We start from the raw sequence: 24788 nt of genomic DNA on the forward strand, positions 1-24788 counted from the left end.
GCGCGCTTTTCACTGTAAACCGTGGGGGCATATGCTGAAGCAGATCCTTATTCCGGCAATCTTCGGCCTGATCGGCACGGCAATTCTGGTCAATCTTGGCCTGTGGCAATTGTCGCGCGCCGATGAAAAAGCCGCGCTGATTGCGGAAATGGAATCGCGCATTTTTCAGCCGCCTGTTGTCCTGCCCGATGCGCCGGACCCGGAACAGGACCGCTACCTGCCAATAGAGGTGTCGGGGCGTTTTACAGCGGATCACAGTTTCGCAATGGCGGCGCAGCGGGCGCAGGGGCCTGGCTTTCACCTGATCACGGTGCTGGAAACCGACAACGGGCGGCGCATCATGGTGGATCGCGGTTTTCTGCCGGAAGCCGCGCGACAGGGGCTTGTCGTCGAATCAGGTGATGTGGTGTTGGCCGGAAACCTGCACTGGCCGCGCGACGCCAACCGCTACACCCCGGATTTCGACGCGGGCCGCAATCTGTTCTTCGCGCGCGATGTCGGCCAGATGGCAAACCTGTTGCAGGCAGAGGAAATGCTGGTGGTTTTGCGCCGTACATCTGAACCCAGCCCCCCTGCAACCCCCGTGCCTGTCTATGAGGTGCGCTTGCCGGACAACCATCTGGGATATGCTATGCAGTGGTTTTTGATGGCAATTGCATGGCTGGGGATGACAGTTTTCTTTCTGTGGCGTATCACGCGGCAACGCGATGAAGGATCAGACCGAACATGAAGTATATTTCAACCCGTGGCGCAGCCCCTGCGCTGAACTTTGAAGCAACAATGCTGACGGGGCTTGCCCGCGATGGTGGGCTGTATCTGCCTGATCATGTGCCGCCGATGACGCAGGCCGAAATCGCATCCCTTGCCGGTCTGAGCTATGAAGAACAGGCCTATGTCATCATGCGCCCGTTCATTGGCGACACGTTCGCCGATGACGAATTCCGCAGCCTGATTGCCCGCGCCTATCAGGGGTTCGGCCATCCGGCACGGGCACCGCTGAAGCAACTGGCACCAAATCATTTCCTGCTGGAACTGTTCCACGGCCCGACACTGGCATTCAAGGATTTTGCCATGCAGCTGATCGGCCAGCTGTTTCAGGCCGCGCTGGCAAGATCGCGTGACCGGGTGACAATTGTGGGCGCAACATCCGGCGACACCGGGTCCGCCGCGATCGAGGCGTTCAAGGGCCTGGACAATGTGGATGTGTTCATCCTGTTTCCCCATGGCCGCGTGTCCGATGTGCAGCGCCGCCAGATGACCACACCAGCAGAATCCAATGTCCATGCGCTGGCCATCGACGGTGATTTCGATACCTGTCAGGCGCTGGTCAAGGATATGTTCAACGATTTTTCATTCCGCGACGGGGTAAAACTGGCGGGCGTGAACAGCATTAACTGGGCGCGGGTTCTGGCGCAGGTGGTTTATTACTTTTCGGCGGCAGTCAGCCTTGGTGCGCCCTATCGCGCTGTCAGTTTCACTGTCCCCACGGGGAATTTCGGTGATATTTTTGCAGGCTATATCGCACGGCAAATGGGGCTGCCGATTGAAAAGCTGATTGTCGCCACCAACCAAAATGACATTCTGCACCGCGCCATCACATCGGGCGGGTATGTGACGGATGGGGTCAAACCCTCGATCAGCCCGTCGATGGATATTCAGGTCAGTTCCAATTTCGAACGCGCGCTGTTCGATGCATACGGGCGGGACGGGGCGGCTGTGGCGCAGTTGATGGATGAACTGAAATCGAGTGGTGGGTTCCACATCTCTCAGGGGGCGCTGGAATTCCTGCGCGAAATCTTCACCTCTGGCCGCGCGTCCGAGGGGGAGACATCGCAAACCATTTCCCGCATTCACGCCAATACCGCCGAAATTCTGTGCCCGCATTCCGCTGTGGGCGTTCATGTCGCGGAACAGAATCTGTCAGCCACCCCGATGGTCACGCTGGCAACTGCGCATCCCGCCAAATTCCCTGATGCAGTCGAATCGGCCATGGGCACCCGCCCTGCCCTGCCCGAACGCATGGCCGACCTGTTTGACCGTCCCGAGCGCGTGACCCGGCTAAGCGGCGATCTTGCCGAATTGCAGGCCCATATCCGGGGAAACATCCGTAAATGAGCATCCAGGTCACAACATTGTCCAACGGGTTCCGGATTGTCACCGAACCCATGCCGGGGCTGGAATCTGCTGCGATCGGGCTGTGGATTGAAGCAGGCGCACGGCATGAAGGCGCGCATCAGAACGGTGTCGCGCATTTTCTGGAGCACATGGCCTTCAAGGGCACGGCACGGCGCAGTGCCCTGCAAATTGCCGAGGAAATCGAAGATGTGGGCGGGTATATCAACGCCTACACCTCGCGCGAGATGACGGCCTATTATGCGCGGGTACTGCGCGCCGATGTGGCGCTGGCACTGGATGTGCTGGCCGATATCGTACTGAATCCGGCCTTTGAGCAGCGCGAAATTGAAGTTGAACGCGGCGTTATCCTGCAGGAAATCGGTCAGGCGCTGGACACGCCTGATGATGTGATTTTCGACTGGTTGCAGGAAGCGGCGTATCCGTCGCAACCGCTGGGGCGGTCCATTCTTGGTCCCAGTGCTGCGGTTTCGGGGTTTTCCAAGGATGATCTGCGCGCCTTTGTCGGCACCCATTACGGGCCGGGCCAGATGATCCTGTCAGCGGCGGGTGCGGTTGATCATGATGCGCTGGTGCGGCTGGCCGAACCGCTTTTCGGGCATCTGCCCGCCAAGGCATTCCAGACCGCCGAACCCGCGCGTTTTCATAATGGTGAACGGCGCGAAACCCGCAATCTGGAACAGGCGCATTTTGCCTTCGCGCTGGAAGCGCCCAGTTACAGGGCCGATGACTTCTACACCTCGCAGATATTTTCGGGGGCATTGGGCGGGGGCATGTCGTCGCGCCTGTTCCAGCGCCTGCGCGAGGATCGCGGCTTGTGCTACACGGTCTTTGCGCAATCGGGGGCCTATTTTGATACCGGAATGATCACGATCTATGCCGGAACCGGCGCAGATGAAATTTCGGATCTGGCATGGCTGACGATGGATGAGTTGAAGCGTGCCGCCGACACGCTGTCTGAAACAGAGATTGCGCGCGCCCGCGCCCAGATGAAGGCCGGGTTGCTGATGGGGCTGGAAAGCCCGTCGGCACGCGCCGAACGGCTGGCGAAATTGCTGTCAATCTGGGGGCGGGTGCCTGATATTTCCGAAGCAATCGCACGGATTGACGCCGTGACAGCCGAAGGCACACGCGATCATGCGCGCGCATTGCTACAGGGCAGCCGCACGGCGCTGGCGCTGTACGGGCCGATTGAACGCGCGCCACGTCTGTCGGAACTTGGCGAGAGGCTGGTTGCCTGATGCTGGGTCTTCGCGGCAAGCTGATGCTGGAAACCGAAAGACTTTTCCTGCGTCTGCCGCAGCATTCCGATTTTCGCCAATGGTCCGGGCTGCGCCACCAGTCTGCCGGGTTTCTGACGCCTTGGGAACCCACATGGTCAGACGATCATCTGACACGGCGCGCCTTCACCAACCGTGTCAGTTGGGCCGCGCGCTGCCACAAGCAGGACACGGCCTTGCCGCTGTTCATTTTCCGGCGCGCGGATTCGTATCTTATCGGTGCAATCACATTGGATAATATCCGCCGTGGACCGGCGCAGGCCGGCACGCTGGGGTATTGGGTGGGCACCCCCTTCGCCCGGCAAGGGTATATGCGCGAAAGCATTGCGGCTTTGGTACATTATGCGTTCACGGCAATGGACCTGTCACGGATCGAAGCAGCCTGCCTGCCGGAAAACGCGGCATCGCGCGGGGTGCTGGAACGCTCGGGGTTCAAGTATGAAGGCGTCGCGCAAAGCTATTTGCAGATCAATGGCAGGTGGCGCAATCATGTGCTTTATGCCAATTTGCGCCATGACCGGCGCGGGCGCACGGATGTAGGCTAGGCCACAGACCCCCGCCCGGAATGCCCGGCACACCGACAGACGTAAGGACGCCGATGACCCTGACCCCTTGCACCGCCGATTTTCTGAACGAATTGTCGCCCAGACTGCCCGAAGGCACATTGCGCGCGCCCGCGCCGCGTTTTCTGGAAGAACCGCGCGGTCGCTGGCAAGGACAGGCCGGTGCGGTTGCCTGCCCGAGCTGCACAGAAGATGTTGCAACCATCCTGCGCGCGGCCAATGACGCGCGGGTCGCGGTGGTGCCATATGGCGGGGGCACGGGCCTTGTGGGTGGTCAGGTCGCGGCTGACGGCGCTTCGCCACTGGTACTGTCGCTGGAACGGATGCGCAATATACGGGCTGTGCATCCCGCAGAGAATGTTCTGATTGCTGAAGCGGGCGCTATCCTTGCCGATGTGCAGAAGGCCGCGGAAGATGCGGGCCGCCTGTTTCCCTTATCGCTGGCGTCCGAAGGGTCGGCGCAGATCGGCGGCTTGCTGGCCACGAATGCGGGCGGCGTGAATGTGCTGCGCTATGGAAATGCGCGCGATCTGGTGCTCGGGCTGGAAGTGGTCATGCCTGATGGTCGTATCTGGAACGGGCTGAAACGCCTGCGCAAGGACAATACCGGCTATGACCTGCGGCATCTGCTGATCGGGTCTGAAGGGACGCTTGGCGTGATCACTGCGGCCAGCCTGCGGCTGTTTGCACGCCCTGCCCGTCAGGGGGCCGCGTTGATGGTGGTGCAAAACCCTGCTGCGGCGCTGGCCCTTCTTGCCCTTGCCCAAACGCGGCTGGCAGAAGGAATTTCCGCGTTCGAGCTGATCAGCGGCATGGGTCTGGAATTCCTTGCGCGGACCATGCCACAGGTGCGCCAGCCTTTTGCAGCACCGCCGGAATGGATGGTCCTGATCGATCTGGGCCTACCACAGGGAATTGACCCCTCCGGCGCGCTGGAAGCGCTGTTTGCCGATGCGCTGGACGCGGGGTTTGTCAGTGACGGGGTAATCGCGCAGAACATGTCGCAGCGCGCGGAATTCTGGTCCTTGCGCGAATCCATTCCCGAAGCAAACCGCCATATCGGGGCCGTGTCGAGCCATGACATATCGCTGCCCCTGTCCGCTGTACCGGAATTCATTGACCGCGCAGGTCCGGCGCTGGCCGGAATCGGGGAATTCAGGGTCAATTGCTTTGGCCATCTGGGCGACGGGAACCTGCACTACAATGTTTTCCCCACCCATGGCCGCAGCCGCGCCGACCATGACCACCAGCGCGACCGTATCAAAACATGCGTGCATGATCTGGTGCATGACATGGGTGGGTCCGTCAGTGCAGAACACGGGATCGGACGACTTAAAACCGGCGATCTTGAAAAATACGGCGATCCGGTGAAGCTGGCGGCAATGCGCGCGATAAAGCACGCGCTGGACCCCAACGGCATCATGAACCCCGGCGCGGTGTTAACCGATACCGAAATGCAGCGCGAATAAAACCGCAGCACCACCGAAAATCGTCAGAACCGCATTCTTTGTCCATAAGCTGATCGCAACTGTGGCAAGGGCCGCGCCCAGGCGTACAGGGTCCAACTCGCCCCCCGAAGCCTGTGGAAACAGGATCAGCGGCGTGATCATTCCGGGCATCACAGCAACCGCAGTATAGCGCAGATGGCGCAGCACCCATTCGGGCAAATCCCGGTTGCCGATTATCCCCAGAAAGGAAAGCCGCAGCAGATAAGACCCAAGCCCCAACCCCACGATGACGGTCCATATCTGGGTGGTGGTAAAGCTCATTCCGGCCCCCTGTTGCGGGACATGCGGCGTTCCACCTCTGCCCCGGCCATCATGGCCAGCGCGGCGGCAACCAGAAGCCCAAGGTTGAACGGCATGAAGCTGAAGACCAGCATCCCGACAATCGACACAAGCGCTGCAATAACATGCGCCAATGTACGCAGCATCGGCACGATCAGCGCCAGAAAGGTAATCGGCACCGCAAAATCGATGGGCAGCCCTGCAGGAACGGCCGTTCCCAATGCAGCCCCTGCCCATGTCGCAATATACCACGGCGGACAGATCGGGGTGACAACGCCCATATAATAGGCGAATTTACGTCCCGTCGACATATCCGGAGCCTGGTCATATTTCAGGATTGACGCGGCATAGGCCTGATCCACCATGAAATAGGCAACCACACTGCGCCGCCACCAGCTGATCGGCCCCAGATGCGGGGCAAGCGATGCAGAATACATTGCCATGCGCAAATTCACCGCCAGCGACGCGGCCAGAACAATCAACACAGGGGCATTCTCGACCATCATCTGCAGGGCCACAAACTGCGCTGCACCCGCGATGACCAGCACCGAAAAGCCCATTGTCTGCGCGATGTTCAGGCCAGCTTCGGTTGCGACAATCCCGAACACTGCACCAAAAGGCACAATGACCAGAATGAAGGGCGTTCCGTCCCGGAATCCTTGCCAGAAATCACGCGAATAGGTCATCTTGGCGCTTTGGTCCCGCGAAATGTTTTTGACATTGCCCGTCGCGGCACGCCTTGCCCGGATACTGACAATCCGGCGGGAACATACCAACGGTTTATTTCATGTGTTCAGAAAGACTATCCCTGTCCGAACAGGGTTTCAAGGCGGTTTCAGCGCGAAAAAATACCGCTGACCCGCCCCAGCAGCATGAATGCGCGGGCCGACCGCGTGTCTGACATGGCAACAATCTGCGCGTCATCAGCCTGTTTCTCGAATTCGGAAAACACCTTGTCGAATTCACGCAGAAACAGATGCACTGCCTGTCTGAAATCAGGGTCACTGCGCATCCGCCCGGATGTCAGCGCCAGGCAGGACCGGTCCCGTATGCCGCCCAGCGGCGCAATCAGCGCGCCGCGCGTGCCATTTGCGAAAGCACGCCAGAATTCAGGGCGGGCGCGATCAGGGCGCAGGTCATCCATATAGATGCCTTCCTGCGCCAGACGTGTCAGAACATCCTGCGCCGCGCGCACCAGCGGCGCAGACCGGGTGTCCGACAGCGCCTTGCGCAATGCGTCAAACCCGTCGGTGTCGTTTTCATCTTCGGGAAAATGCAGGGCGCGGATCAGTTCGGCGGCTGTCGGCGCATCAGCCTGCGCTTGCGCCATGCCGCCCAGCGCCAGAAGAGGCTGCGCGTCATCCGAACCGGCGGAGGTGGCGCTGCGCGGTTCTGCCCCCCCGTCGTGCGCGCGGTGCGAGAAGAACAGCGTCAGGCGCGACTCGGTTTCTTCCTGCGCGCTGGACAGTGCGTCAATACGGCTTTGGGCGACAGGCGACAGCGGCAGGGTGTCGTGCTTCTGTTCGGAGATGACGCGGCGCAATTCATCGCATAGGCGCTGCAACTGCACCGTTTCGCTGCGCAAATCTGCGGCTGCCCTGATCAGATACAACACGCCTGAAACCAGCGCGGCAGGCATGAAGAATACTGCCGCCAGCAGACTAATGGTCGCACGCTCCATGCTGCCGAAATCCGTGGTCAAGGCAAAGCCCGCCGCCGCCAGAAGCCAGATTGCGATCCCCACCGCCAGCGCAGTGCCGGTTTTTGACCCCGATATCCCCCGGCCTGACGGGGGTGTGGTGTCAATGGGGATGGGCGCGCGGGCCATTGGCTAGCCGTACTTTATTTCCAGGATTTCATAGCTTTTGGTGCCGCCGGGTGTGCTGACATCAACGCTGTCGCCTTCATCCTTGCCGATCAGCGCGCGCGCAAGCGGCGATTTGATGTTCAGAAGGCCCTTTTCCAGATCTGCCTCTGCCTCGCCGACGATCTGGAAGTTGCGCTCTTCATCGGTGTCTTCGTCCAGCAACTTCACGCGGGCGCCGAATTTAATCGATCCCGACAGTTTTGACGTGTCGATGACATCCGCCCGTGACAGGATGGCTTCCAGTTCCTTGATGCGCCCTTCGATGAAGCTCTGCTTTTCGCGAGCGGCATGGTATTCGGCGTTTTCGGACAGATCGCCATGTTCGCGCGCTTCGGCGATGGCCTTGATGATGGTCGGCCGGTCCTGCGATTTCAGTTGGCGTAACTCGGCATCCAGCAGTTGCTGACCAGCGCGGGTGAGGGGCAGTTTTTCCATGTCACGTCACCATTATAATGTAAAAGACCGCCCGCGGCGAAGGCCGGGGCCGTCCAGATAAGTCACCCCATCAGAACGCAGCCTTGCCCGGATTGCAAGAGGAATGACACCGCCCGGTCCTTACGGTTGCGCGAACAGGTCGTTTCCGGCGGTTTGGACGCCGCGTATCCATTGACCACAATACAACACCTGCGCTAGGTCAACTGCGACAGATCGTGTCCCACATGCCAAGCCATGCGCAATAACAGGAGCCACCATGACCGGGATGATACGCGAAACCATGGAATATGATGTCGTCATCGTAGGTGCCGGACCTGCGGGTTTATCAGCCGCAATCCGGTTGAAACAGCTTGATGCCGACCTGAATGTCGTCGTGCTTGAAAAAGGGTCCGAGGTGGGCGCGCATATCTTGTCGGGTGCGGTGCTGGACCCTTGCGGACTTGACGCGCTGATCCCCGACTGGAAGGAACGCGGCGCGCCGGTCACGGTGCCGGTGCGGCATGACAATTTTTACATGCTGGGCGAAGCGGGGCAAATCCGCATACCCAACTGGCCGATGCCGCCCCTGATGAACAACCATGGCAATTACATTGTGTCCATGGCCAATCTCTGCCGCTGGATGGCGGAACAGGCCGAGGAACTGGGCGTCGAGATATTCCCCGGCATGGCCTGTTCGGAACTGGTTTATGACGGTGACCGCGTCAAAGGCGTGGTCGCAGGCGAATTCGGCAAGAGTGCGGATGGAACGCCCGGCGATGGCTATGAACCGGGGATGGAGCTGCACGGCAAATATGTTTTCCTGTCCGAGGGGGTGCGCGGGTCGCTGTCCAAGGAAGTCATGGCGAAATACGACCTGTCACAGGGCAAGGAGCCGCAGAAATTCGGCCTTGGCATGAAGGAAATCTGGGAGATCGACCCCGAAAAGCACCGCGAAGGCACAGTCACCCACACGATGGGCTGGCCGCTGGGCGGCAATGCGGGTGGCGGCAGTTTCATTTACCATATCGACAACAATCAGGTCTATGTCGGGTTTGTCGTGCATCTGAACTACGCCAACCCTTATCTGTCGCCCTATCAGGAATTCCAACGCTTCAAGCATCATCCAATGGTGGCGGAGCTTCTGAAAGGTGGCAAGCGCGTGGCGTATGGTGCGCGCGCCATTTCCGAGGGCGGCTATCAGTCCATTCCCAAACTGGTGTTTCCCGGTGGCGCGCTGCTGGGCTGTTCGGCAGGGCTGGTCAATGTGCCGCGCATCAAGGGCAACCATAACGCCATGCTGTCAGGAAAGGCAGCCGCCGAAGCGGCGTTTGACGCCATCAGCGCCGGGCGCGAAGGTGATGAACTGACCGCCTATGAAACTGACCTGCGCAAAGGGCCTGTCGGGCGAGACCTGTGGAAGGTGCGCAATGTCAAACCCATGTGGTCGCGCTGGGGCCTGCTGCCCTCGTTGAAACTGGGTGGTCTGGACATGTGGACCAATACGATCGGCTTTTCACTGTTTGGCACCATGGCGCACGGCAAGACCGACGCCGCCGCCACGGGAGAGGCCAAGGACCACACCCCGATTGATTACCCGAAACCCGATGGCAAACTCAGTTTTGACCGGCTGACCAACGTGGCCTTCAGTTTCACCAACCACGAAGAAAGCCAGCCCGCACACCTGACGCTGAAAGATGCGGATGTACCGATCAGCGTCAACCTGCCGAAATACGCGGAACCTGCGCAACGCTATTGCCCTGCAGGTGTGTATGAAGTGGTCACCGAAGAAGGCAAAGACCCGCGCTTTGTCATCAACTTCCAGAACTGCGTGCATTGCAAGACATGTGACATCAAGGATCCCAGCCAGAATATCCATTGGGTGACACCACAAGGCGGGGACGGGCCGAATTACCCGAATATGTGACGGTGGTTGTCTGACGTTTCTGTGCGCGGGTGGCTTTTTCCAGTATGGGCGATTGCCACCTGCCGGACGGGGCACTAGTCTTGGCGGAACCGCAATTCAGACGGAGCGCGCGCCTCGTGTCAAGTTTCCGCCATCTGGCTTCTGCCATCAGTATTGTTACCCTTCTGGCCGCCCCTCCAGTACTGGCCCAACAGCCGGAACCTGCGGGCGGGCCTGCGGAGCCGCCAGATCTGGCTTCAGGTCTGGCCGGGGCATATCTGGCCGGGCGCGTCGCGGTTGCGTCCGATAATTTCCTGCAGATGGCGCTGAATTACGACCGCATTTTGCAGGCTGACCCTGAAAATGCCGGTTTCCGTGAACTGGCCATGCAAGGCTATCTGCTGGCGGGCGATTTTTTGCGCGCCGCGGAACTGGCAGCAGAGGCAGTGAGCCGCGAAAGCGGCAGTCAGGTTGCACAGATCATTCTGCAGGCTGATGAATTCAAGCGCGAAGCCCATGGTGCCGTGCTTGCGGCCATGGAAGATGGCCGACAGACCGGCCCCCTGACCGATGCATTGGCCAAGGCATGGGCCTATCTGGGCATGGGCAGCATGTCGGACGCACGCACCGCCTTTGATGCAATCATCAATGACACGCCCGATCTGGCCCCGTTTGCGGTCTATCACAAGGCACTGGCGCTGGCCTATGCCGGTGACATGGAAGGGGCCAGTGACTTGCTGACCGGCGATGTGGACGGACCTGTCAGCCTGAGCAGACGCGGCATTGTCGCCCATATCACCATTCTGTCGCAACTGGGCCGGTTTGACGCTGCACTTGAACTGGCCACAGGCATGTTCGGCCAGAACCCGGAAGGGGATGTTGCGCAGATCATGGCAGAACTCGCTGATGGCAGGCCAGTTCCGTTTACCATTGTCCAATCCGCGCGTGACGGCATGGCAGAAACGTATCTGCTGCTTGCATCCGCGCTGATCGGTGAACAGGGGGACTGGCTACCGCTGATCTATGCGCGCCTTGCGCTGGCGCTGCGCCCTGACCACCCCGATGCCATCCTGCTGGCGGGCGAGTTGCTGGAACAGGTGGCGCAATATGATCTGGCGCAGCAGGTCTATGACCAGATGCCACAAGATGACCCCCAGTTCCTGAACGCGCAACTGGGCAAGGCGAATGCGCTGTATCGCGCGGGCGACACCGACGCGGCAATCGACTGGTTGCAGGGCTTCGTTGCCGACACGCCGGATTCTATCATGGCGTTCAGCACCCTTGGCGATATGCTGCGTCAGGAAGAACGGTTCGAAGAAGCCGCCGCTGCCTATGCCCGCGCCATCGACCTGATTGGCGATGTAGAAGAACGGCATTGGATGCTGCTGTTCACCTACGCCATTGCACTGGAACGCATGGGCGACTGGGACAGTGCCGAAACCCAGTTTCGCCGCGCGCTGGAATTCGTGCCGGATGAACCACAAGTGCTGAACTATCTTGGCTATTCGCTGGTCGAACAACAGCGCAATCTTGATGAAGCGCTGGACATGATCGAACGCGCGGTCGCGGGCGAACCGGACAGCGGCTATATTGTTGACAGTCTGGGTTGGGCACTGTTTCGGATGGGGCAGTATGAAGATGCGGTTCCCGTGATGGAACGCGCGGTCGAGCTGATGCCGAATGATCCGATCCTGAACGACCATCTGGGCGATGTGTACTGGGCCGTCGGCCGCCACCGCGAAGCGCGTTTTCAATGGAGTCGCGCCATTTCATTCGCCCCGCATCCCGACCTGGACCTTGACCGCGTGCGCAGCAAGCTGGATGTCGGGCTTGATGCTGTTCTGGCCGAGGAGGGCGCGCCTGCGCTGGGCGCATCCAACGAATGACAACCGGCGAAGATGCACCGGCAAAGGTCAATCTGTCCTTGCATGTGACAGGCAGGCGCGCAGACGGGTATCATCTGCTGGATTCGCTGGTGGTGTTTACCAGCGCGGGCGACAGGCTGGATATGGCCGCCGGAACCGGCCTGCGAATCAGCGGGCCGGAAGCATCGGGCCTGTCGGCGGGACCGGACAATCTGGTGACCCGTGCCGCGGCATTGATGGGCATGCAGGAGATTGGCCTGCATCTGAGCAAAGCACTGCCTGTCGCGTCCGGCATCGGTGGCGGATCAGCAGATGCGGCGGCGGCGTTACGGCTTCTGGCGCGGACATGCGGCAAGCCGCTTCCCCCCATGGCAGACATTCTTGCACTTGGCGCGGATGTTCCCGTCTGTCTGGCGGGGCGGCATTGCCGGATGCAGGGCATAGGCGAGGTTCTTGACCCGCTGCCGCCCCTGCCGCCCGTCTGGCTGGTTCTGGTCAATCCGCGCGTTCAGATCAGCACGCCGCAGGTATTTCGCACGCTGCCCTGCCGTGACAATGCCCCGATGCAGGCCACATTGCCACAATGGCGGGACACGCCGGCGTTTGCCGCATGGCTGCGCGATCAGCGCAATGATCTGGAATCGCCCGCACGGGCATTGGCCCCGGTGATTTCACAGGTGTTGCGGGTGTTGGCTGCGCAACCGGAATGCGCGCTGGCGCGCATGTCGGGGTCAGGGGCGACCTGTTTTGGATTTTTCGCAACCGAAATGGCCGCCAGCCTTGCCGCACAGGCGGTGCAGGCATCGCATCCGGACTGGTGGGTCAGGGCAACGGGTATTCTGCCGCACCGGTCAGATCAGTTGACGCGCGCCACAACGTAATCGGCCAGATCGCGCAGCATTTGCCGCAACGGGTGGTCCGGCAATGGGTCCAGCGCGTCCTTGGCGCGCTGCGACCATGCGATGGCTTGCGCGCGCGTGGCCTGCATTGTGCCATGGCGTTCCAACAGCTCAAGCGCGTGGTCCAGATCGCCCTCGCGCTGATTGCCTCTGCCGATGGTGCGCGCCCAGAAGGCGCGTTCATCGCCATCTGCCGCCGCAATCGCGCGGATGACCGGCAGCGTGACCTTACCTTCGCGGAAATCATCGCCGATGTTCTTGCCGATACCATCGCCTGCCCCGCCATAGTCCAGATAGTCATCAACAATCTGGAAACTGATGCCCAGCGCATCGCCATAGGCAACCAGCGCCTGAACCTGCGGGTCCGGCGCGGCGGCAATAACCGCACCCGCTTCGGTGGCGGCGGAAAACAGCGCCGCTGTCTTGCCGCGGATCACGCGCAGATACTGGTCTTCGGTGGTGTCGATATTCTGGGCGGTGGTCAGTTGCAGCACTTCGCCTTCGGCGATTGTGGCCGAGGCATTTGCCAGAATGTCCAGCACCCGCATGGACCCGCATTCCACCATCAGCTGGAACGCACGCGCAAACAGGTAATCACCCACCAAAACGGAGGATTTGTTATCCCATAACAGGTTCGCTGTCGCCCGCCCGCGCCGCTGCGCGCTTTCGTCCACCACATCATCATGCAGCAACGTGGCCGTGTGAATGAATTCAACCGTTGCGGCCAGGTGGTGGTGATATGGCCCGTGATATCCGCATAAATGGCTTGCGGCCAGAACCAGCATGGGACGAATCCGCTTGCCGCCCGATTCAATCAGATGGGCGGTCACTTCCGGGATGCGCGGTGCATGTTCCGATGCCATGCGCGCGCGGATCAGCTTGTTCACTTCGGACAGATCATCGCGCAGATACTCTGCCAGAACGTCATGCGGGGCCCTGCTGATGTGCTTCGTATCCATTGCTATTGTGATGTCCTGTCTCGACAAGTTTGCCCAATGGCAAATAAGGTGTTTTCATGAAAGAGCTGTTGCGCACGACTGACCCAACGATCATTCCCTTCGCTACCGCCCTGCTTCAGGGCGAAGGTATAGAGGTGTTCGATATAGACGTCCATATGCACACGATCGAATCGACATTGGGCATGATGCCGCGGCGCCTGATGGTTCGGCGTGAAGATCACTTCATGGCCGTATCTGTCCTGCGTGAAAACGGTGTGCCCCTGCATGACTGAACAGTTTTCCGATGACGTCCTGACGCAGGATGCGTTCCTGAACGGCCGCGTGATGGCCCGTCAGCCGCGCCATGGCTACCGCGCTGCGACCGACCCGGTTTTCCTTGCGGCCAGTGTTCCCGCCCGCGCGGGCCAAAGCGTGCTGGAACTGGGCTGCGGGGCGGGCGTGGCGTCGCTTTGTCTGGCGGCGCGTGTGGGCGGGCTGAGCCTGGCAGGTGTGGAATTGCAACCCGCCTATGCAGCACTTGCGCGGCGCAATGCGGCGTCAAACGGGACGGACATGACAGTTTGGGATGCCGATCTGACCGCAATGCCGACGCAGTTGCGCAACCAGCGCTTTGACCACGTGATCGCCAACCCGCCCTATTATGCGCCGCATGGCCCTGCAGCGCAGGATGCGGGCCGTGACCGCGCCTTGCGCGAGGAAACACCGCTGAAGGATTGGATGGATGTCGCCCTGCGCCGGGTGCGTGATGGCGGATATGTCAGTTTCATCCATCTGAGCGAACGCCTGCCCGAATTGCTGGCCGGTTTTGCGGCGCGCGCATCAGTTATGGCCTTGCCGTTGGCCGCACGCACGAAGCGGCCCGCGCGCCGGGTAATCGTACAGGCCCGCAAAGGTGGGCGCGCGCCATTTGTCCTGTTGCCGCCGCTGGTCATCCATCAGGGCGACGCCCATCCCGGCGATGGCGAGCATTTCACCGATCCTGTCCGCGCCTTGATGCGCGATGCGTCTGCGCTGGACCTGGCCGCGATGGCGCAGGCCTAACTGCTTGCCCCTGCGGCGTCTGCGTTGCATACAAAACCCATGACACCGCAGCTTGATTACCAGACAATCAACGAGATATTCCGTCGCTTTCATGCGGCCGACCCCGAACCCAAGGGGGAGTTGGAACATGTCAACGTCTTCACCCTTGTCGTGGCTGTGGCGCTTTCGGCGCAAGCGACCGATGTGGGCGTGAACAAAGCCACGCGCGCCTTGTTCCGGATTGCAGACACGCCCGAAAAGATGCTGGCACTTGGGGAAGACGGGCTGGTTCAGCATATCAAGACAATCGGCCTGTTCCGCAATAAGGCAAAGAATGTCATCAAGCTCAGCCGTATTCTGGTTGAAAAATATGGCGGCGAAGTACCGTCCAGCCGCGCTGCGCTGCAATCGCTGCCTGGCGTCGGGCGCAAGACCGCAAATGTCGTGCTGAATATGTGGTGGCGCATGCCCGCGCAGGCAGTGGACACGCATATCTTCCGCGTTGGCAACCGCAGCGGCATTTGTCCGGGCCGCGATGTGAATGCTGTTGAGCGCGCGATAGAGGACCACATTCCCGCCCAATACCAGCTTCATGCCCATCACTGGCTGATTCTGCATGGCCGTTATACCTGCAAGGCCCGCAAGCCCGCCTGCGCCACCTGCCTGATCCGCGATTTATGCCTGTATGAGGAAAAAACCCTATGAAAACCTACCAGATTGCCGGTATCGGCAATGCGATTGTTGATGTGATTTCCACAGTGGATGACCGGTATCTGGACCGGATGGACATTCATAAGGGCATCATGCAGCTTGTGGACCGCGACCGCGCAGAAGACCTGTTCGCCACCATGGACGACCGCGCGCAGGCATCGGGCGGATCGGTTGCCAATACATTGGCGGGCGCGGGAAAACTGGGGCTGAAATCCGCATTTCTGGGGCGGGTGAATGCCGATGAACTGGGCCGGTTCTACGCGCAGGACGCTGAGTCAATGGGCACACGCTTCGTCAACGCGCCTGTGGCGGGCGGTGAATTACCAACCTCGCGCTGCATGATTTTTGTCACGCCGGATGGCGAACGCTCGATGAATACTTACCTGGGCATTTCATCCGAATTCGGCCCGGATGATGTGGATGAAACAGTCATCGCTGACAGCGATATCGTGTTTCTGGAAGGGTATCTGTTCGACAAGGACAAGGGCAAGCAGGCCTTTCAGAAGGCAGCGCGCGCCTGCCGCGCTGCGGGCGGCAAGGCCGGTATTGCGCTGTCGGACCCGTTCTGCGTGGACCGCCACCGTGACGATTTCCGCGCCCTTGTCGCGGGTGAAATGGATTTCGTTCTGGGCAATGAACAGGAATGGGTGTCGCTGTATCAGGCGAATGATCTGGATGACGCGCTGGCGCAGGCGGCACGGGAATGCCCGCTGCTGGTCTGCACGCGGTCCGGTGATCCGGTGGTGATTATCCAGAACGGCACGCGGGTTGAAATACCGGTCACCATGGTCACCCCGGTAGACGCGACCGGTGCAGGTGATCAGTTCGCGGCAGGGTTCCTTTACGGGCTGGCAACAGGGCGCGACATGCAAACCGCAGGGCGCATGGGCTGCATCGCAGCGGCAGAGGTCATCAGCCATATCGGTGCCCGCCCGAAGACAGACCTGCGCGGCGCGTTCAGGCGCGCGGGGCTTGTGGACTGACATTCGGGGGGCACGCAATCCGCCCGGCGCGGGTGGTTACTGTCTGAATCGGGGTTTTAGAACTCCCAAAGGCGCGGAGCAAAGGGCGCAAGCCCGCCGCGCCACCGGTGGGCCGTCCTGCGGCCTGCCGGTGGCGCAGGCTTTGTGAATCCCCCGACACCCGCTTCAAGCTTGATAACCAGCCGCCTTTGCGCGTCCACAGCTACCGGGCAAATCCCGGTTGTGCCAGCGCGCTTGCCAGTGCTGCCACCGCCTGCGCCATCACATCAGGGGTGACATATTCATCGGGGTGGTGGCTGACACCGCCGCGACAAGCCGTGAAGATCATGCCAACAGGGCACAGATCAGCCATGGCCGATGTGTCATGTGTCGCCCCTGATGCAAGCGTCATCCCCGTGCCTCCCCCGGCGCGCACAGCGCCTGTCAAGGCAAGGGTCATTTCCGTATCGCAAGGGGTGGCCGCTTGTGCGTAGCTGCGGCGCATGTTCAGGGCTAGGTTTCGATCCGCGGCGATCATTTGTGCCTTTTGTTCAATCTGCGCGCGGGTTGTGGCGCGGCTGTCATCATGGGGCGCGCGAATCTCAACAGTCAGCGACACATCGCCCGGCACCGCGTTGACGACATTGGGACGGGTGTGAATGCTGCCCACTGTGGCGAGGACACCATCAGCGCGGCGCGCGACACCCTCTACCGCCAGCACCAGTTCAGCGGCACCGGCCAGCGCATCCCGCCGCAGCGCCATCGGTACAGTGCCGGCATGCGCGGCACTGCCGGTCAGGGTCACGCTATGGCGTTCAATTCCGCAAATGCCCGAAACAACGCCCAGCGCCTGCTGCGCCTGCTCCAGAACCGGCCCCTGTTCCAGATGGCATTCGATCCAGCCCAGACAATGCGACGGATCGCGCTTCAGGTCCGGCAGCGCATCTGGATTCAGGCCGAAATCCTGCATGGCGTTGCGCAGGCTGATGCCGTCACGGTCGCTCAGCTCCAGCGCCGCCATGTCGAATGTGCCCGCCAATGCACGCGGCCCCATCAGCGCGGTTGGAAAGCGCACGCCTTCTTCATCGGCGAAGGCCAGAACCTCGGTCGCAAATGGCAGGGACACGCCGTCTTGTCGCAGTTTCATCAGCGCAAGCACCGCAAGCACAACGCCCATGATCCCGTCATAGGCCCCGCCTTCGCGCACCGAATCCTGATGCGACCCAAGCAACAGGGCGGGCGCATCCGCTGGTCCGTCGCGTCGGCCAATCAGCGTGCCTGCGGCATCCAGATGCACGGCAAGCCCCGCAGCTTCCATCAATTCACGCAGCACGGCCAGCGCAGCGCGGTGCTCCGGCGTAAACGGCAGGCGCGTTACACCGGCGCCGGGTTCCGAGCAGGCCGCCAGCCGGTCCAGCCAGTTCTGCGCCACCATGCCCCAATCAGTTTCAGTCATGGCCGCGCTCCGGGTTGTTGCGCGTGGGAACAGTAGGCAACCATTCAGCATAGGCCCCGGTCTGGCTGCGTCGGTACAGGTCATGCAGCTCGGAAAGCGGGTCTTGCGCCCAGTCAATGCGCAAATTCAGCGGCGGCGCATCATCGGACACAATCAACAACGCGGCGGATTGCAGGCCGCGACTGTCCCCGCCCGCAGCTTCGGCGGCACGCAGCCCGGCCAGCAGGCGTTCGGCAAATGTGCCGGTCGTAGTCAGGAACCCGCTGCGCAGTGCATCCAGAACCTGCGGACCGGCCAGCATATTACCCGACACCACAAATCCGTTATCCCCGACCGATCCGCACCATGGCGTGTTGCGCTGCCCGCTATGGCTGGCTGTGCCGCCATGGCGGTCCAGTGCGGACAGTTGGCGCCAGGCACGCCCCCTGTCCACTGCGGTAACCTGGGTCACCGCCTGTTCGGCGGATTGGCCCGATCGCATGCTTTCCAGCGCATCCTCGCCCCACATGGTGGACGGGGCCGCGCCCTGCGATGCGGTCATTCCTGCGCGCGAATCGCCCCGCAGCACCCATCCGCCAACGCAAAGCGCGCCAGTCGCCGCCGCGCCACCCATCGCGCCGCTGCCCAAATCCTGCGCAAGAATCGAAAAGGTCATGCGTTTGTTTCCTTCCTTTATGTCTATTTATCATGAAAATTTTGACGGATGCAAATTATCATGATAAATAAGCTTCAACAATCATCACAACAGGGAGTGCCTGACATGGCCAACTCATCTTTTACTCGCCGCGGCACCGGCCTGCTGGCGGCAGCGCTTCTGGCGTCATCAGCGCTGGTGGCACCCGCGCTTGCACAAACACCGCCGGGCGTGCTGGTCGTGGGCCAGATTGCCGAACCACAGGCGCTGGACCCGCATGCCGTAACGGCGGTGAATGATTTCCGCATTCTTATGAATGTTTATGACGGGCTGGTGCGCTACGCCTCCGGGACACTGGAAGTGGAACCGGCACTGGCGGAGTCGTGGGAGATTTCGGATGACGGCACTGTCTACACCTTTGCCCTGCGCGAAGGTGTCAGCTTCCATGATGGCAGCGCTTTCGACGCCGATGCCGTCGTCTGGAATTTCGAGCGCATGCTGAACGAAGATCACCCCTATCACGGCACCGGCCCCTTCCCGCTGTCGTTCTTCTTCAGTGCCGTGGACTCGGTGGTAGCGCTGGATGCAAACACCGTGCAATTCACACTGAACGAACCCTATGCACCGTTTCTGTCGAACATGGCTTATCCGACCGGGCTGATCGTCTCTCCCGCCGCAGTGATGGAACATGGTGATGATTTCGGACGCAACCCGTCTGGAACCGGCCCGTTCCGCTTTGCTGAATGGCGGTCCAATGAACGTGTGGTCGTTACCCGCAATGAAGATTACTGGGATGGGGTCGCAGGCACCGAGGCCGTGATTTTCCGCCCCATTTCCGATGCCAATACCCGCGTGGCCGAAATGCTGTCGGGCGGAATTGACATGATGGTCGAAGTCCCGCCCGTGGCCTTGTCGCAGTTTCAGGGGGACTCCTATGAACTGGTCGAACAGGCAGGCCCGCATGTCTGGTTCCTGATCCTGAACGCAAAGGAAGGCCCCTTTGCCGACCAGCGCGTGCGTCAGGCCGCGAATTACGCCATCAACAAGGAAGCGCTGGTGAATGACGTGCTGGAAGGCACGGCAGATATTGCCGCGGGCCCGACACCGCCCGCCTTTGCCTGGGCCTATAATGACGCGCTGGAACCCTATCCCCATGACCCGGAACGCGCGCGCGAACTGCTGGCCGAAGCAGATGCCGAGGGCGCAAGCCTGACCTTCTATGTGACCGAAGGCGGGTCAGGCATGCTGGACCCCATTCCCATGGGCACCGCCATTCAGGCCGATCTGGCCGCAGTAGGGTTTGATGTGACGATTGAAACCTATGAATGGAACACCTTCCTTGGCCGCGTGAATCCGGGGCTGGAAGGCAAGGCCGACATGGCACAGATGGCCTGGATGACAAATGACCCCGACACCCTGCCTTTCCTGACATTGCGCACGGATGCCTGGCCCGATGCGGGCGGGTTCAATTCCGGCTATTATTCCAACCCGGACGTGGATGCGCTGCTGGAAGCGGCCCGCGTGGAAACCGATCAGGAGACACGCGCGCGGCTGTACCGTGAGATGCAGGAAATTGTGCAGGATGATGCGCCATGGGTCTTCGTGGCGAACTGGAAACAGAATGCCGTGACATCGGACGCGGTAGAAAACTTCCAGCTGGAGCCATCCTTCTTTCTGCTGCTGAAAGACGTGGTGAAAAACTGAAGCGACAGCAGGGGGGCGCTCGCGCCCCCCTCTTGGGCCTGATGGCCCAATTCACCCCCCTGAGGATATTTTCCCCAGAATGAATGAGAAAAGGGGCTGGCGCCATGGGTGGCTACATTCTGAAGCGGCTTTTGTCGGCTGTTCCGGTGCTTCTGGGTATTACGGTCATCGTGTTCCTGATCATGGCCATGATTCCGGGCGATCCGGCCACTGCGATCCTCGGGTCATATGCAACGCCCGAGAATGTCGAGCGGCTGAACCGGCATCTGGGACTGGATGAGCCGTTGTGGCGGCAGTATTTCATCTGGCTTGGCAATCTGCTGCAGGGCGATTTCGGGCGGTCATTCGCATTGAACCGTCCGGTTCTGGATGAGATTCTGGACCGGTTTTCAGCCACGCTGATACTGGCGGGCACGGCATTTGTTCTGTGTTCCCTTCTGGGCATTCTGGCCGGGGTTGTTTCGGCAGCGCGCCAATACGGGCTGGCGGACAAGGCAATTACCTTTGTGGTGATCCTTGGCATTTCGGTGCCGTCCTTCTTTCTGGGCATGATGATGATCCTGCTGTTTGCGGTGCAGTTGCGCTGGCTGCCAGTGTCGGGGATGTATTCGATCTGGGGGGGTGGCGACCTGCCGGACCTGATCCGGCATCTGACCATGCCGGCCTTCGCGCTGTCGGTCGTGGCCACGGGTGTTATCGCGCGACTGTCGCGCGGGGCCATGCTGGAAGTGCTGCGGCAGGATTTCATCCGCACCGCGCGCGCCAAAGGCGTGCATGAGCGCCGCGTCATCTGGGGCCATGCGCTGCGCGCCGCGATGGTCAGCATCATTCCGGTTCTGGGCATTCAGGCGGGGTTTGTGCTGTCAGGTGCGGTCTATATCGAAATGGTATTTCAATGGCCCGGTGTCGGGCGGATGCTGGTGGATGCAATCCTGAAGCGTGACATCCTGCTGGTGCAGGGCGGCGTTGTTTTTGTTGCGGCCTGCTATGTGGGTTTCAACATTGTTGTGGATGTCGCGCAAAGCTGGCTCGACCCGAGGATCCGGACATGAAATTGTTTTTGCGACTTCTTTTCCGCAACCGTCTGGCGGGTTTCGGCGCTGTGGTGCTTGGCGCTATCGTGGTTCTGGCGGTGTTGACGCCTGTTCTGCCATTGCATGCCCCCAATGAAACCAACACCGCCAACCGGTTTTTGCGGCCCTTCGCAGAGGGGCATTTGCTGGGCACCGACCATCTGGGGCGTGATCTGTTGTCGCGGCTGATGTGGGGCACACGGCTGTCGCTGGCGGTGGGCTTTGCTGCCGCGCTGGTGGCCGGGCTGGCGGGGGCCGCAATTGGCGTGATTGCGGGCTATTTCGGCGGGCGCACGGATAATGTGACCATGCGCGGTGTCGATATGCTGATGGCGTTTCCCTATATCCTGCTGGCGCTTGCCATTGTTGCGGTGCTGGGGCCGGGATTGCTGAACGCGCTGATTGCCGTGGCGGTGGTGAATATTCCGTTTTTCGCGCGCAATATCCGCGGCATCACTGTGGGGATTGCCCATCGCGAATTCATTGATGCCGCGCGACTGGCCGGTATGGGACATACCCGCATCCTGCTGACAGAAGTGGTGCCGAATGTGGTGCCGGTGGTGGTGATTGCCATGTCCACGACCATTGGCTGGATGATTCTGGAAACCGCCGGCCTGTCCTTCCTGGGTCTTGGCAGCCAGCCACCACAGGCCGATCTGGGGTCCATGCTGGGCGAGGCGCGTTCAGCCCTGATTACCGCGCCGCATACATCCATCGTTCCCGGTGTGATGATCCTGCTGATCGTGATGTCGGTCAATCTGCTGGGCGATGGCATTCGTGATGCGCTGGACCCGCGGCTGCGTTCTGGCGCATTGGCACGGCCCATGGCGGCCACGCGGGTAGAACGCAAAACCGTGCCCGCACCAGAGGGTGAGGGCTTGTTGCGCATTGACGGGCTGGAGACGCAGTTTCATATCGGCGCGCGCGTCTACAAGGCCGTGAACAAGGTGTCGCTGGACCTGAAACCCGGCGAATGCCTGGGCCTGATCGGCGAAAGCGGGTCGGGGAAATCCGTGACTGCGCTGTCCGTCATGGGGCTTGTGGCATCGCCCCCCGGGGTGATTACCGGGGGTGCCGTGCGGCTGAATGGGCAAGACCTGATCGGCGCACCCTATGAGGTGTTGCGCGCGCTTCGCGGGCGCAAGGTGGCGTATATTTTTCAGGACCCGCTGTCCACGCTGCACCCGCTATACCGCATCGGCGATCAGTTGATTGAGGCCATCCGCGTGCATGAACCTGTCAGCCGGGCGCAGGCGCATGAACGCGCCATCAAACTGCTGGAAGATGTGCGCATTCCGAATGCCCGCGCGCGCGCGCGTGCTTTCCCACATGAATTGTCTGGTGGCATGCGTCAGCGGGTGGGCATTGCCATGGCGATGGCCAATGACCCTGACATCATCATCGCAGATGAACCCACCACTGCGCTGGATGTGACTGTGCAGGCGCAGATTCTGGCGCTGCTGGATGATCTGCGCCGTTCGCGCGGGTTGGCGATCCTGTTCATTACCCATGATTTCGGGGTTGTGGGCCAACTATGCGACCGTGTGGCGGTCATGTATGGCGGGCGGATTGTGGAAACCGGCCCCACCGCCGAGGTGCTGGAAGCACCTGCCCATCCCTATACGCGCCGCCTGATTGCCTGCGTGCCTGAACTGGGCGGCGGGCGGCGTGTTCTGGCCGCCATTCCCGGCCTGCCGCCCGCTGTGGATGACCTGCCGCAGGGCTGCGCCTTTGCACCGCGCTGCGACAAGGCGCAGGACGCCTGCCGCAAGGGCGAAATTGCGCTGACAGGGGCCGCGCGTCAGGTCCGTTGCCTGTATCCGGAGGTGGCACCATGACACTTGCCCTGAAAACCACTGATCTGGCCCGTACATTCGACATTGGCAAGCGCCTGTTCGGCCCACCGCGCGCGCAGGTTCATGCGGTGCATCCGGTGTCGCTGGATGTTCAGCAGGGCGAAACGCTGGGTATTGTAGGCGAGTCGGGTTGCGGTAAATCCACGCTTGCGCGGATGCTGGTAGGGCTGCTGCCGCCCACATCGGGCAGTATCGAGATAGAGGGGCGCGCATTGGACCGCGCGGATCCTGCGGCCTTCGGTCGGCTGATCCAGTATGTGTTTCAGGACCCGGTTTCCAGCCTGAACCCGCGCAAGACCATCCGCCAGATCATGGAAGCGCCCTTGCGCCAGTTGCACGGGCTGAAAGGGCGCGCGCTGGACGACCGGATTGCGGAACTGTTCGATGCCGTGAACCTGCGCCCAGAATTCCTGAGCCGCTACCCGCATGAATTTTCCGGCGGGCAGGCGCAGCGCATCGGAATTGCCCGCGCATTGGCCGCCAGCCCGCGCATTCTGATTCTGGATGAACCCGTTTCTGCACTGGATGTGTCGGTACAGGCGCAGGTGCTGAACCTGCTGGCGGATCTGAAATCCCGCCTTGGACTGACATATCTGTTCATCAGCCATGATCTGGCCGTGGTCGAGGCGGTCAGCGACCGCATTGCGGTGCTGTATTTCGGGTCAGTGGTGGAAACCGGGCCTGCAGAAAGCCTCTTTGCAGCGCCGCGCCATCCCTATACGAAGCTTCTGGCGGAGTCGGCGCCGGTTGTGGGGCGCCCGCTGGGTGGTGCACAATCGGGGGAATTGCCGGACCCGCTGAACCCACCGCCGGGTTGCGCCTTTGCAGGCCGCTGTCCGCGCGCATCCGACCTGTGCCGCAGCGAAGTCCCGCATCTGCGCGCTGTTGAAGGAGACCAGTTTGCCGCCTGCCATCACCCCATCACGGACTGAACGCCTGTCGCGACCGCAAAAAGTTGCCGAAGCGATCAAGCAATGGGTGATGGAAAACGGCTGGCAACCCGGTGACCGCCTGCCATCCGAAGCGGAACTGATACACCGTTTCGGCATGGCCAAGGGCACAATCCGTGAAGCCGTGCGCATACTGGAAGCGCAGGGGCTGGTCAAATCGCGGACCGGTCCGGGCGGCGGGGTTTTCGTGCATCAGGTGTCAGAAGGGCGCGCAACGGCCCTTCTGGGGAATTACTTTTATTTTCAACAGCTTTCGATCGACGATCTTTACCAGATCCGCGAGGCGCTGGAACCGGAACTTGCGGCCTCGCTTGCGGGCAAGCTGACGGAAGACCAGCTTGCCGCACTGGAATCGGTAATGGAATGCTATGCGGAACCTGCCGGAAATGCGGAAGAAGAACGCGAACAGCATATTGCATCGCTGCGGTTTCATGCGCTGTTGGCGGAAATGTCCGACAACCGGCTGCTGCGTTTCCTGATCAGGTTCACCGCAAATATGCTCGCGGATGTCACAGTTTCGCGCAAGCTATATGCCCGGCCCAACCGCGAGCTTTGGGCGTCCGGGCGGGATTACCAGTCGCGCCTGGTTGGGGCGTTGCGCAATGGGGACGGGCCAGCGGCACGGCAGATTCTGCATGAACATATGCGCGGCGCGCACAGGTTGATGCGGTTGCAGGAAGTGGAACTGAACAAGCGTTTCCTGCCTGAAATTGACATCATCTGACGCCGCATTATCCCGACCGGGCACGCGA

At 61.0% G+C, this 24788-nt stretch carries 24 protein-coding genes; 17 read left to right on the forward strand and 7 right to left on the reverse strand.

Annotation, left to right across the window (positions count from 1 at the left end; all coding sequences use genetic code 11):
- The first annotated feature begins 31 nt into the window (after window positions 1-31).
- Genes PUT78_RS11885 through PUT78_RS11905 form a run of 5 tightly spaced genes read left to right on the forward strand, consistent with a single transcriptional unit; the run spans window position 32 to window position 5445 of the window.
- Complete coding sequence (locus PUT78_RS11885; protein ID WP_274352485.1) at window positions 32-730, forward strand: SURF1 family protein; 699 nt, start codon at window positions 32-34, stop codon at window positions 728-730.
- Window positions 727-2115: a threonine synthase gene (gene thrC / locus PUT78_RS11890; RefSeq protein WP_274352486.1), complete on the forward strand. Its 1389-nt coding sequence runs from the start codon at window positions 727-729 to the stop codon at window positions 2113-2115. The genes PUT78_RS11885 and thrC overlap by 4 nt, the downstream gene beginning before the upstream one ends.
- Window positions 2112-3374, forward strand: a complete 1263-nt coding sequence (locus tag PUT78_RS11895; protein ID WP_274352487.1) for a M16 family metallopeptidase — start codon at window positions 2112-2114, stop codon at window positions 3372-3374. The genes thrC and PUT78_RS11895 overlap by 4 nt, the downstream gene beginning before the upstream one ends.
- Window positions 3374-3958, forward strand: coding sequence for a GNAT family N-acetyltransferase (locus PUT78_RS11900; protein WP_274352488.1), 585 nt, complete (start codon window positions 3374-3376; stop codon window positions 3956-3958). The genes PUT78_RS11895 and PUT78_RS11900 overlap by 1 nt, the downstream gene beginning before the upstream one ends.
- 53 nt (window positions 3959-4011) lie before the next feature.
- Window positions 4012-5445 (forward strand): FAD-binding oxidoreductase, encoded by a 1434-nt coding sequence (locus PUT78_RS11905; RefSeq protein WP_274352489.1) that lies wholly within the window; start codon window positions 4012-4014, stop codon window positions 5443-5445.
- Here the strand turns inward: PUT78_RS11905 and PUT78_RS11910 are convergent.
- The 4 genes from PUT78_RS11910 to greA form a co-directional block, all read right to left on the reverse strand.
- The gene (locus PUT78_RS11910) at window positions 5416-5745 is read right to left on the reverse strand and encodes an AzlD domain-containing protein (protein ID WP_274352490.1); all 330 of its coding nucleotides are present in this window, start codon (window positions 5743-5745) and stop codon (window positions 5416-5418) included. The genes PUT78_RS11905 and PUT78_RS11910 overlap by 30 nt on opposite strands.
- The gene (locus tag PUT78_RS11915) at window positions 5742-6449 is read right to left on the reverse strand and encodes an AzlC family ABC transporter permease (protein ID WP_274352491.1); all 708 of its coding nucleotides are present in this window, start codon (window positions 6447-6449) and stop codon (window positions 5742-5744) included. Before PUT78_RS11915 ends, PUT78_RS11910 begins: the two co-directional genes overlap by 4 nt.
- Window positions 6450-6598: 149 nt before the next feature.
- Window positions 6599-7591, reverse strand: coding sequence for a hypothetical protein (locus PUT78_RS11920; RefSeq protein ID WP_274352492.1), 993 nt, complete (start codon window positions 7589-7591; stop codon window positions 6599-6601).
- A gap of 3 nt (window positions 7592-7594) precedes the next feature.
- Complete coding sequence (greA, locus tag PUT78_RS11925) at window positions 7595-8065, reverse strand: transcription elongation factor GreA (RefSeq protein WP_274352493.1); 471 nt, start codon at window positions 8063-8065, stop codon at window positions 7595-7597.
- A 241-nt stretch (window positions 8066-8306) separates the two neighbouring features.
- Here greA and PUT78_RS11930 point away from each other — a divergent pair, with 241 nt between their 5' ends.
- The 3 genes from PUT78_RS11930 to PUT78_RS11940 all read left to right on the forward strand — a co-directional run bounded on the left by PUT78_RS11930 (window position 8307) and on the right by PUT78_RS11940 (window position 12693).
- Window positions 8307-9968, forward strand: coding sequence for an electron transfer flavoprotein-ubiquinone oxidoreductase (locus PUT78_RS11930; RefSeq protein ID WP_274352599.1), 1662 nt, complete (start codon window positions 8307-8309; stop codon window positions 9966-9968).
- Window positions 9969-10084: 116 nt separating this feature from the next.
- The gene (locus PUT78_RS11935) at window positions 10085-11833 is read left to right on the forward strand and encodes a tetratricopeptide repeat protein (RefSeq protein WP_274352494.1); all 1749 of its coding nucleotides are present in this window, start codon (window positions 10085-10087) and stop codon (window positions 11831-11833) included.
- Window positions 11830-12693 carry a 4-(cytidine 5'-diphospho)-2-C-methyl-D-erythritol kinase gene (locus PUT78_RS11940; protein WP_274352495.1) on the forward strand — a complete coding sequence of 288 codons (864 nt, stop codon included), beginning with the start codon at window positions 11830-11832 and terminating at the stop codon, window positions 12691-12693. Before PUT78_RS11935 ends, PUT78_RS11940 begins: the two co-directional genes overlap by 4 nt.
- Here the strand turns inward: PUT78_RS11940 and PUT78_RS11945 are convergent.
- Window positions 12669-13670: a polyprenyl synthetase family protein gene (locus tag PUT78_RS11945; protein ID WP_274352496.1), complete on the reverse strand. Its 1002-nt coding sequence runs from the start codon at window positions 13668-13670 to the stop codon at window positions 12669-12671. The two genes, PUT78_RS11940 and PUT78_RS11945, sit on opposite strands and share 25 nt — an antisense overlap.
- A gap of 56 nt (window positions 13671-13726) precedes the next feature.
- Between PUT78_RS11945 and PUT78_RS11950 the strand changes: the two genes are divergently transcribed.
- From PUT78_RS11950 to PUT78_RS11965, 4 genes are read left to right on the forward strand one after another with little or no spacing between them, the layout of a single operon-like run.
- Entirely contained in the window at window positions 13727-13942 is a 216-nt protein-coding gene (locus PUT78_RS11950) for a putative signal transducing protein (RefSeq protein ID WP_274352497.1), read from the forward strand.
- Window positions 13935-14711, forward strand: coding sequence for a tRNA1(Val) (adenine(37)-N6)-methyltransferase (locus PUT78_RS11955; protein WP_274352498.1), 777 nt, complete (start codon window positions 13935-13937; stop codon window positions 14709-14711). Before PUT78_RS11950 ends, PUT78_RS11955 begins: the two co-directional genes overlap by 8 nt.
- A 39-nt stretch (window positions 14712-14750) precedes the next feature.
- Entirely contained in the window at window positions 14751-15395 is a 645-nt protein-coding gene (nth, locus tag PUT78_RS11960) for an endonuclease III (protein ID WP_274352499.1), read from the forward strand.
- Window positions 15392-16384, forward strand: coding sequence for an adenosine kinase (locus PUT78_RS11965; protein ID WP_274352500.1), 993 nt, complete (start codon window positions 15392-15394; stop codon window positions 16382-16384). Before nth ends, PUT78_RS11965 begins: the two co-directional genes overlap by 4 nt.
- Before the next feature lie 202 nt (window positions 16385-16586).
- Here the strand turns inward: PUT78_RS11965 and PUT78_RS11970 are convergent, their stop codons facing one another.
- Both PUT78_RS11970 and PUT78_RS11975 read right to left on the reverse strand, forming a co-directional pair.
- Window positions 16587-17819, reverse strand: coding sequence for a M20 family metallo-hydrolase (locus PUT78_RS11970; RefSeq protein WP_274352501.1), 1233 nt, complete (start codon window positions 17817-17819; stop codon window positions 16587-16589).
- Window positions 17812-18474 (reverse strand): DUF1028 domain-containing protein, encoded by a 663-nt coding sequence (locus PUT78_RS11975; RefSeq protein ID WP_274352502.1) that lies wholly within the window; start codon window positions 18472-18474, stop codon window positions 17812-17814. Before PUT78_RS11975 ends, PUT78_RS11970 begins: the two co-directional genes overlap by 8 nt.
- A gap of 105 nt (window positions 18475-18579) precedes the next feature.
- Here PUT78_RS11975 and PUT78_RS11980 point away from each other — a divergent pair, with 105 nt between their 5' ends.
- The 5 genes from PUT78_RS11980 (at window position 18580) to PUT78_RS12000 (ending at window position 24760) form a co-directional block, all read left to right on the forward strand.
- The gene (locus PUT78_RS11980; protein WP_274352503.1) at window positions 18580-20157 is read left to right on the forward strand and encodes an ABC transporter substrate-binding protein; all 1578 of its coding nucleotides are present in this window, start codon (window positions 18580-18582) and stop codon (window positions 20155-20157) included.
- Between the two features lie 104 nt (window positions 20158-20261).
- The gene (locus tag PUT78_RS11985; protein WP_274352504.1) at window positions 20262-21209 is read left to right on the forward strand and encodes an ABC transporter permease; all 948 of its coding nucleotides are present in this window, start codon (window positions 20262-20264) and stop codon (window positions 21207-21209) included.
- The gene (locus PUT78_RS11990) at window positions 21206-23068 is read left to right on the forward strand and encodes a dipeptide/oligopeptide/nickel ABC transporter permease/ATP-binding protein (protein WP_274352505.1); all 1863 of its coding nucleotides are present in this window, start codon (window positions 21206-21208) and stop codon (window positions 23066-23068) included. The genes PUT78_RS11985 and PUT78_RS11990 overlap by 4 nt, the downstream gene beginning before the upstream one ends.
- Window positions 23065-24018, forward strand: coding sequence for an ABC transporter ATP-binding protein (locus PUT78_RS11995; protein WP_274352506.1), 954 nt, complete (start codon window positions 23065-23067; stop codon window positions 24016-24018). The genes PUT78_RS11990 and PUT78_RS11995 overlap by 4 nt, the downstream gene beginning before the upstream one ends.
- The gene (locus PUT78_RS12000; protein ID WP_274352507.1) at window positions 23987-24760 is read left to right on the forward strand and encodes a FadR/GntR family transcriptional regulator; all 774 of its coding nucleotides are present in this window, start codon (window positions 23987-23989) and stop codon (window positions 24758-24760) included. The genes PUT78_RS11995 and PUT78_RS12000 overlap by 32 nt, the downstream gene beginning before the upstream one ends.
- Window positions 24761-24788: the final 28 nt, after the last annotated feature.

Origin of the sequence: Roseinatronobacter alkalisoli (assembly GCF_028745735.1) — a bacterium.
Taxonomy (GTDB): domain Bacteria; phylum Pseudomonadota; class Alphaproteobacteria; order Rhodobacterales; family Rhodobacteraceae; genus Roseinatronobacter; species Roseinatronobacter alkalisoli.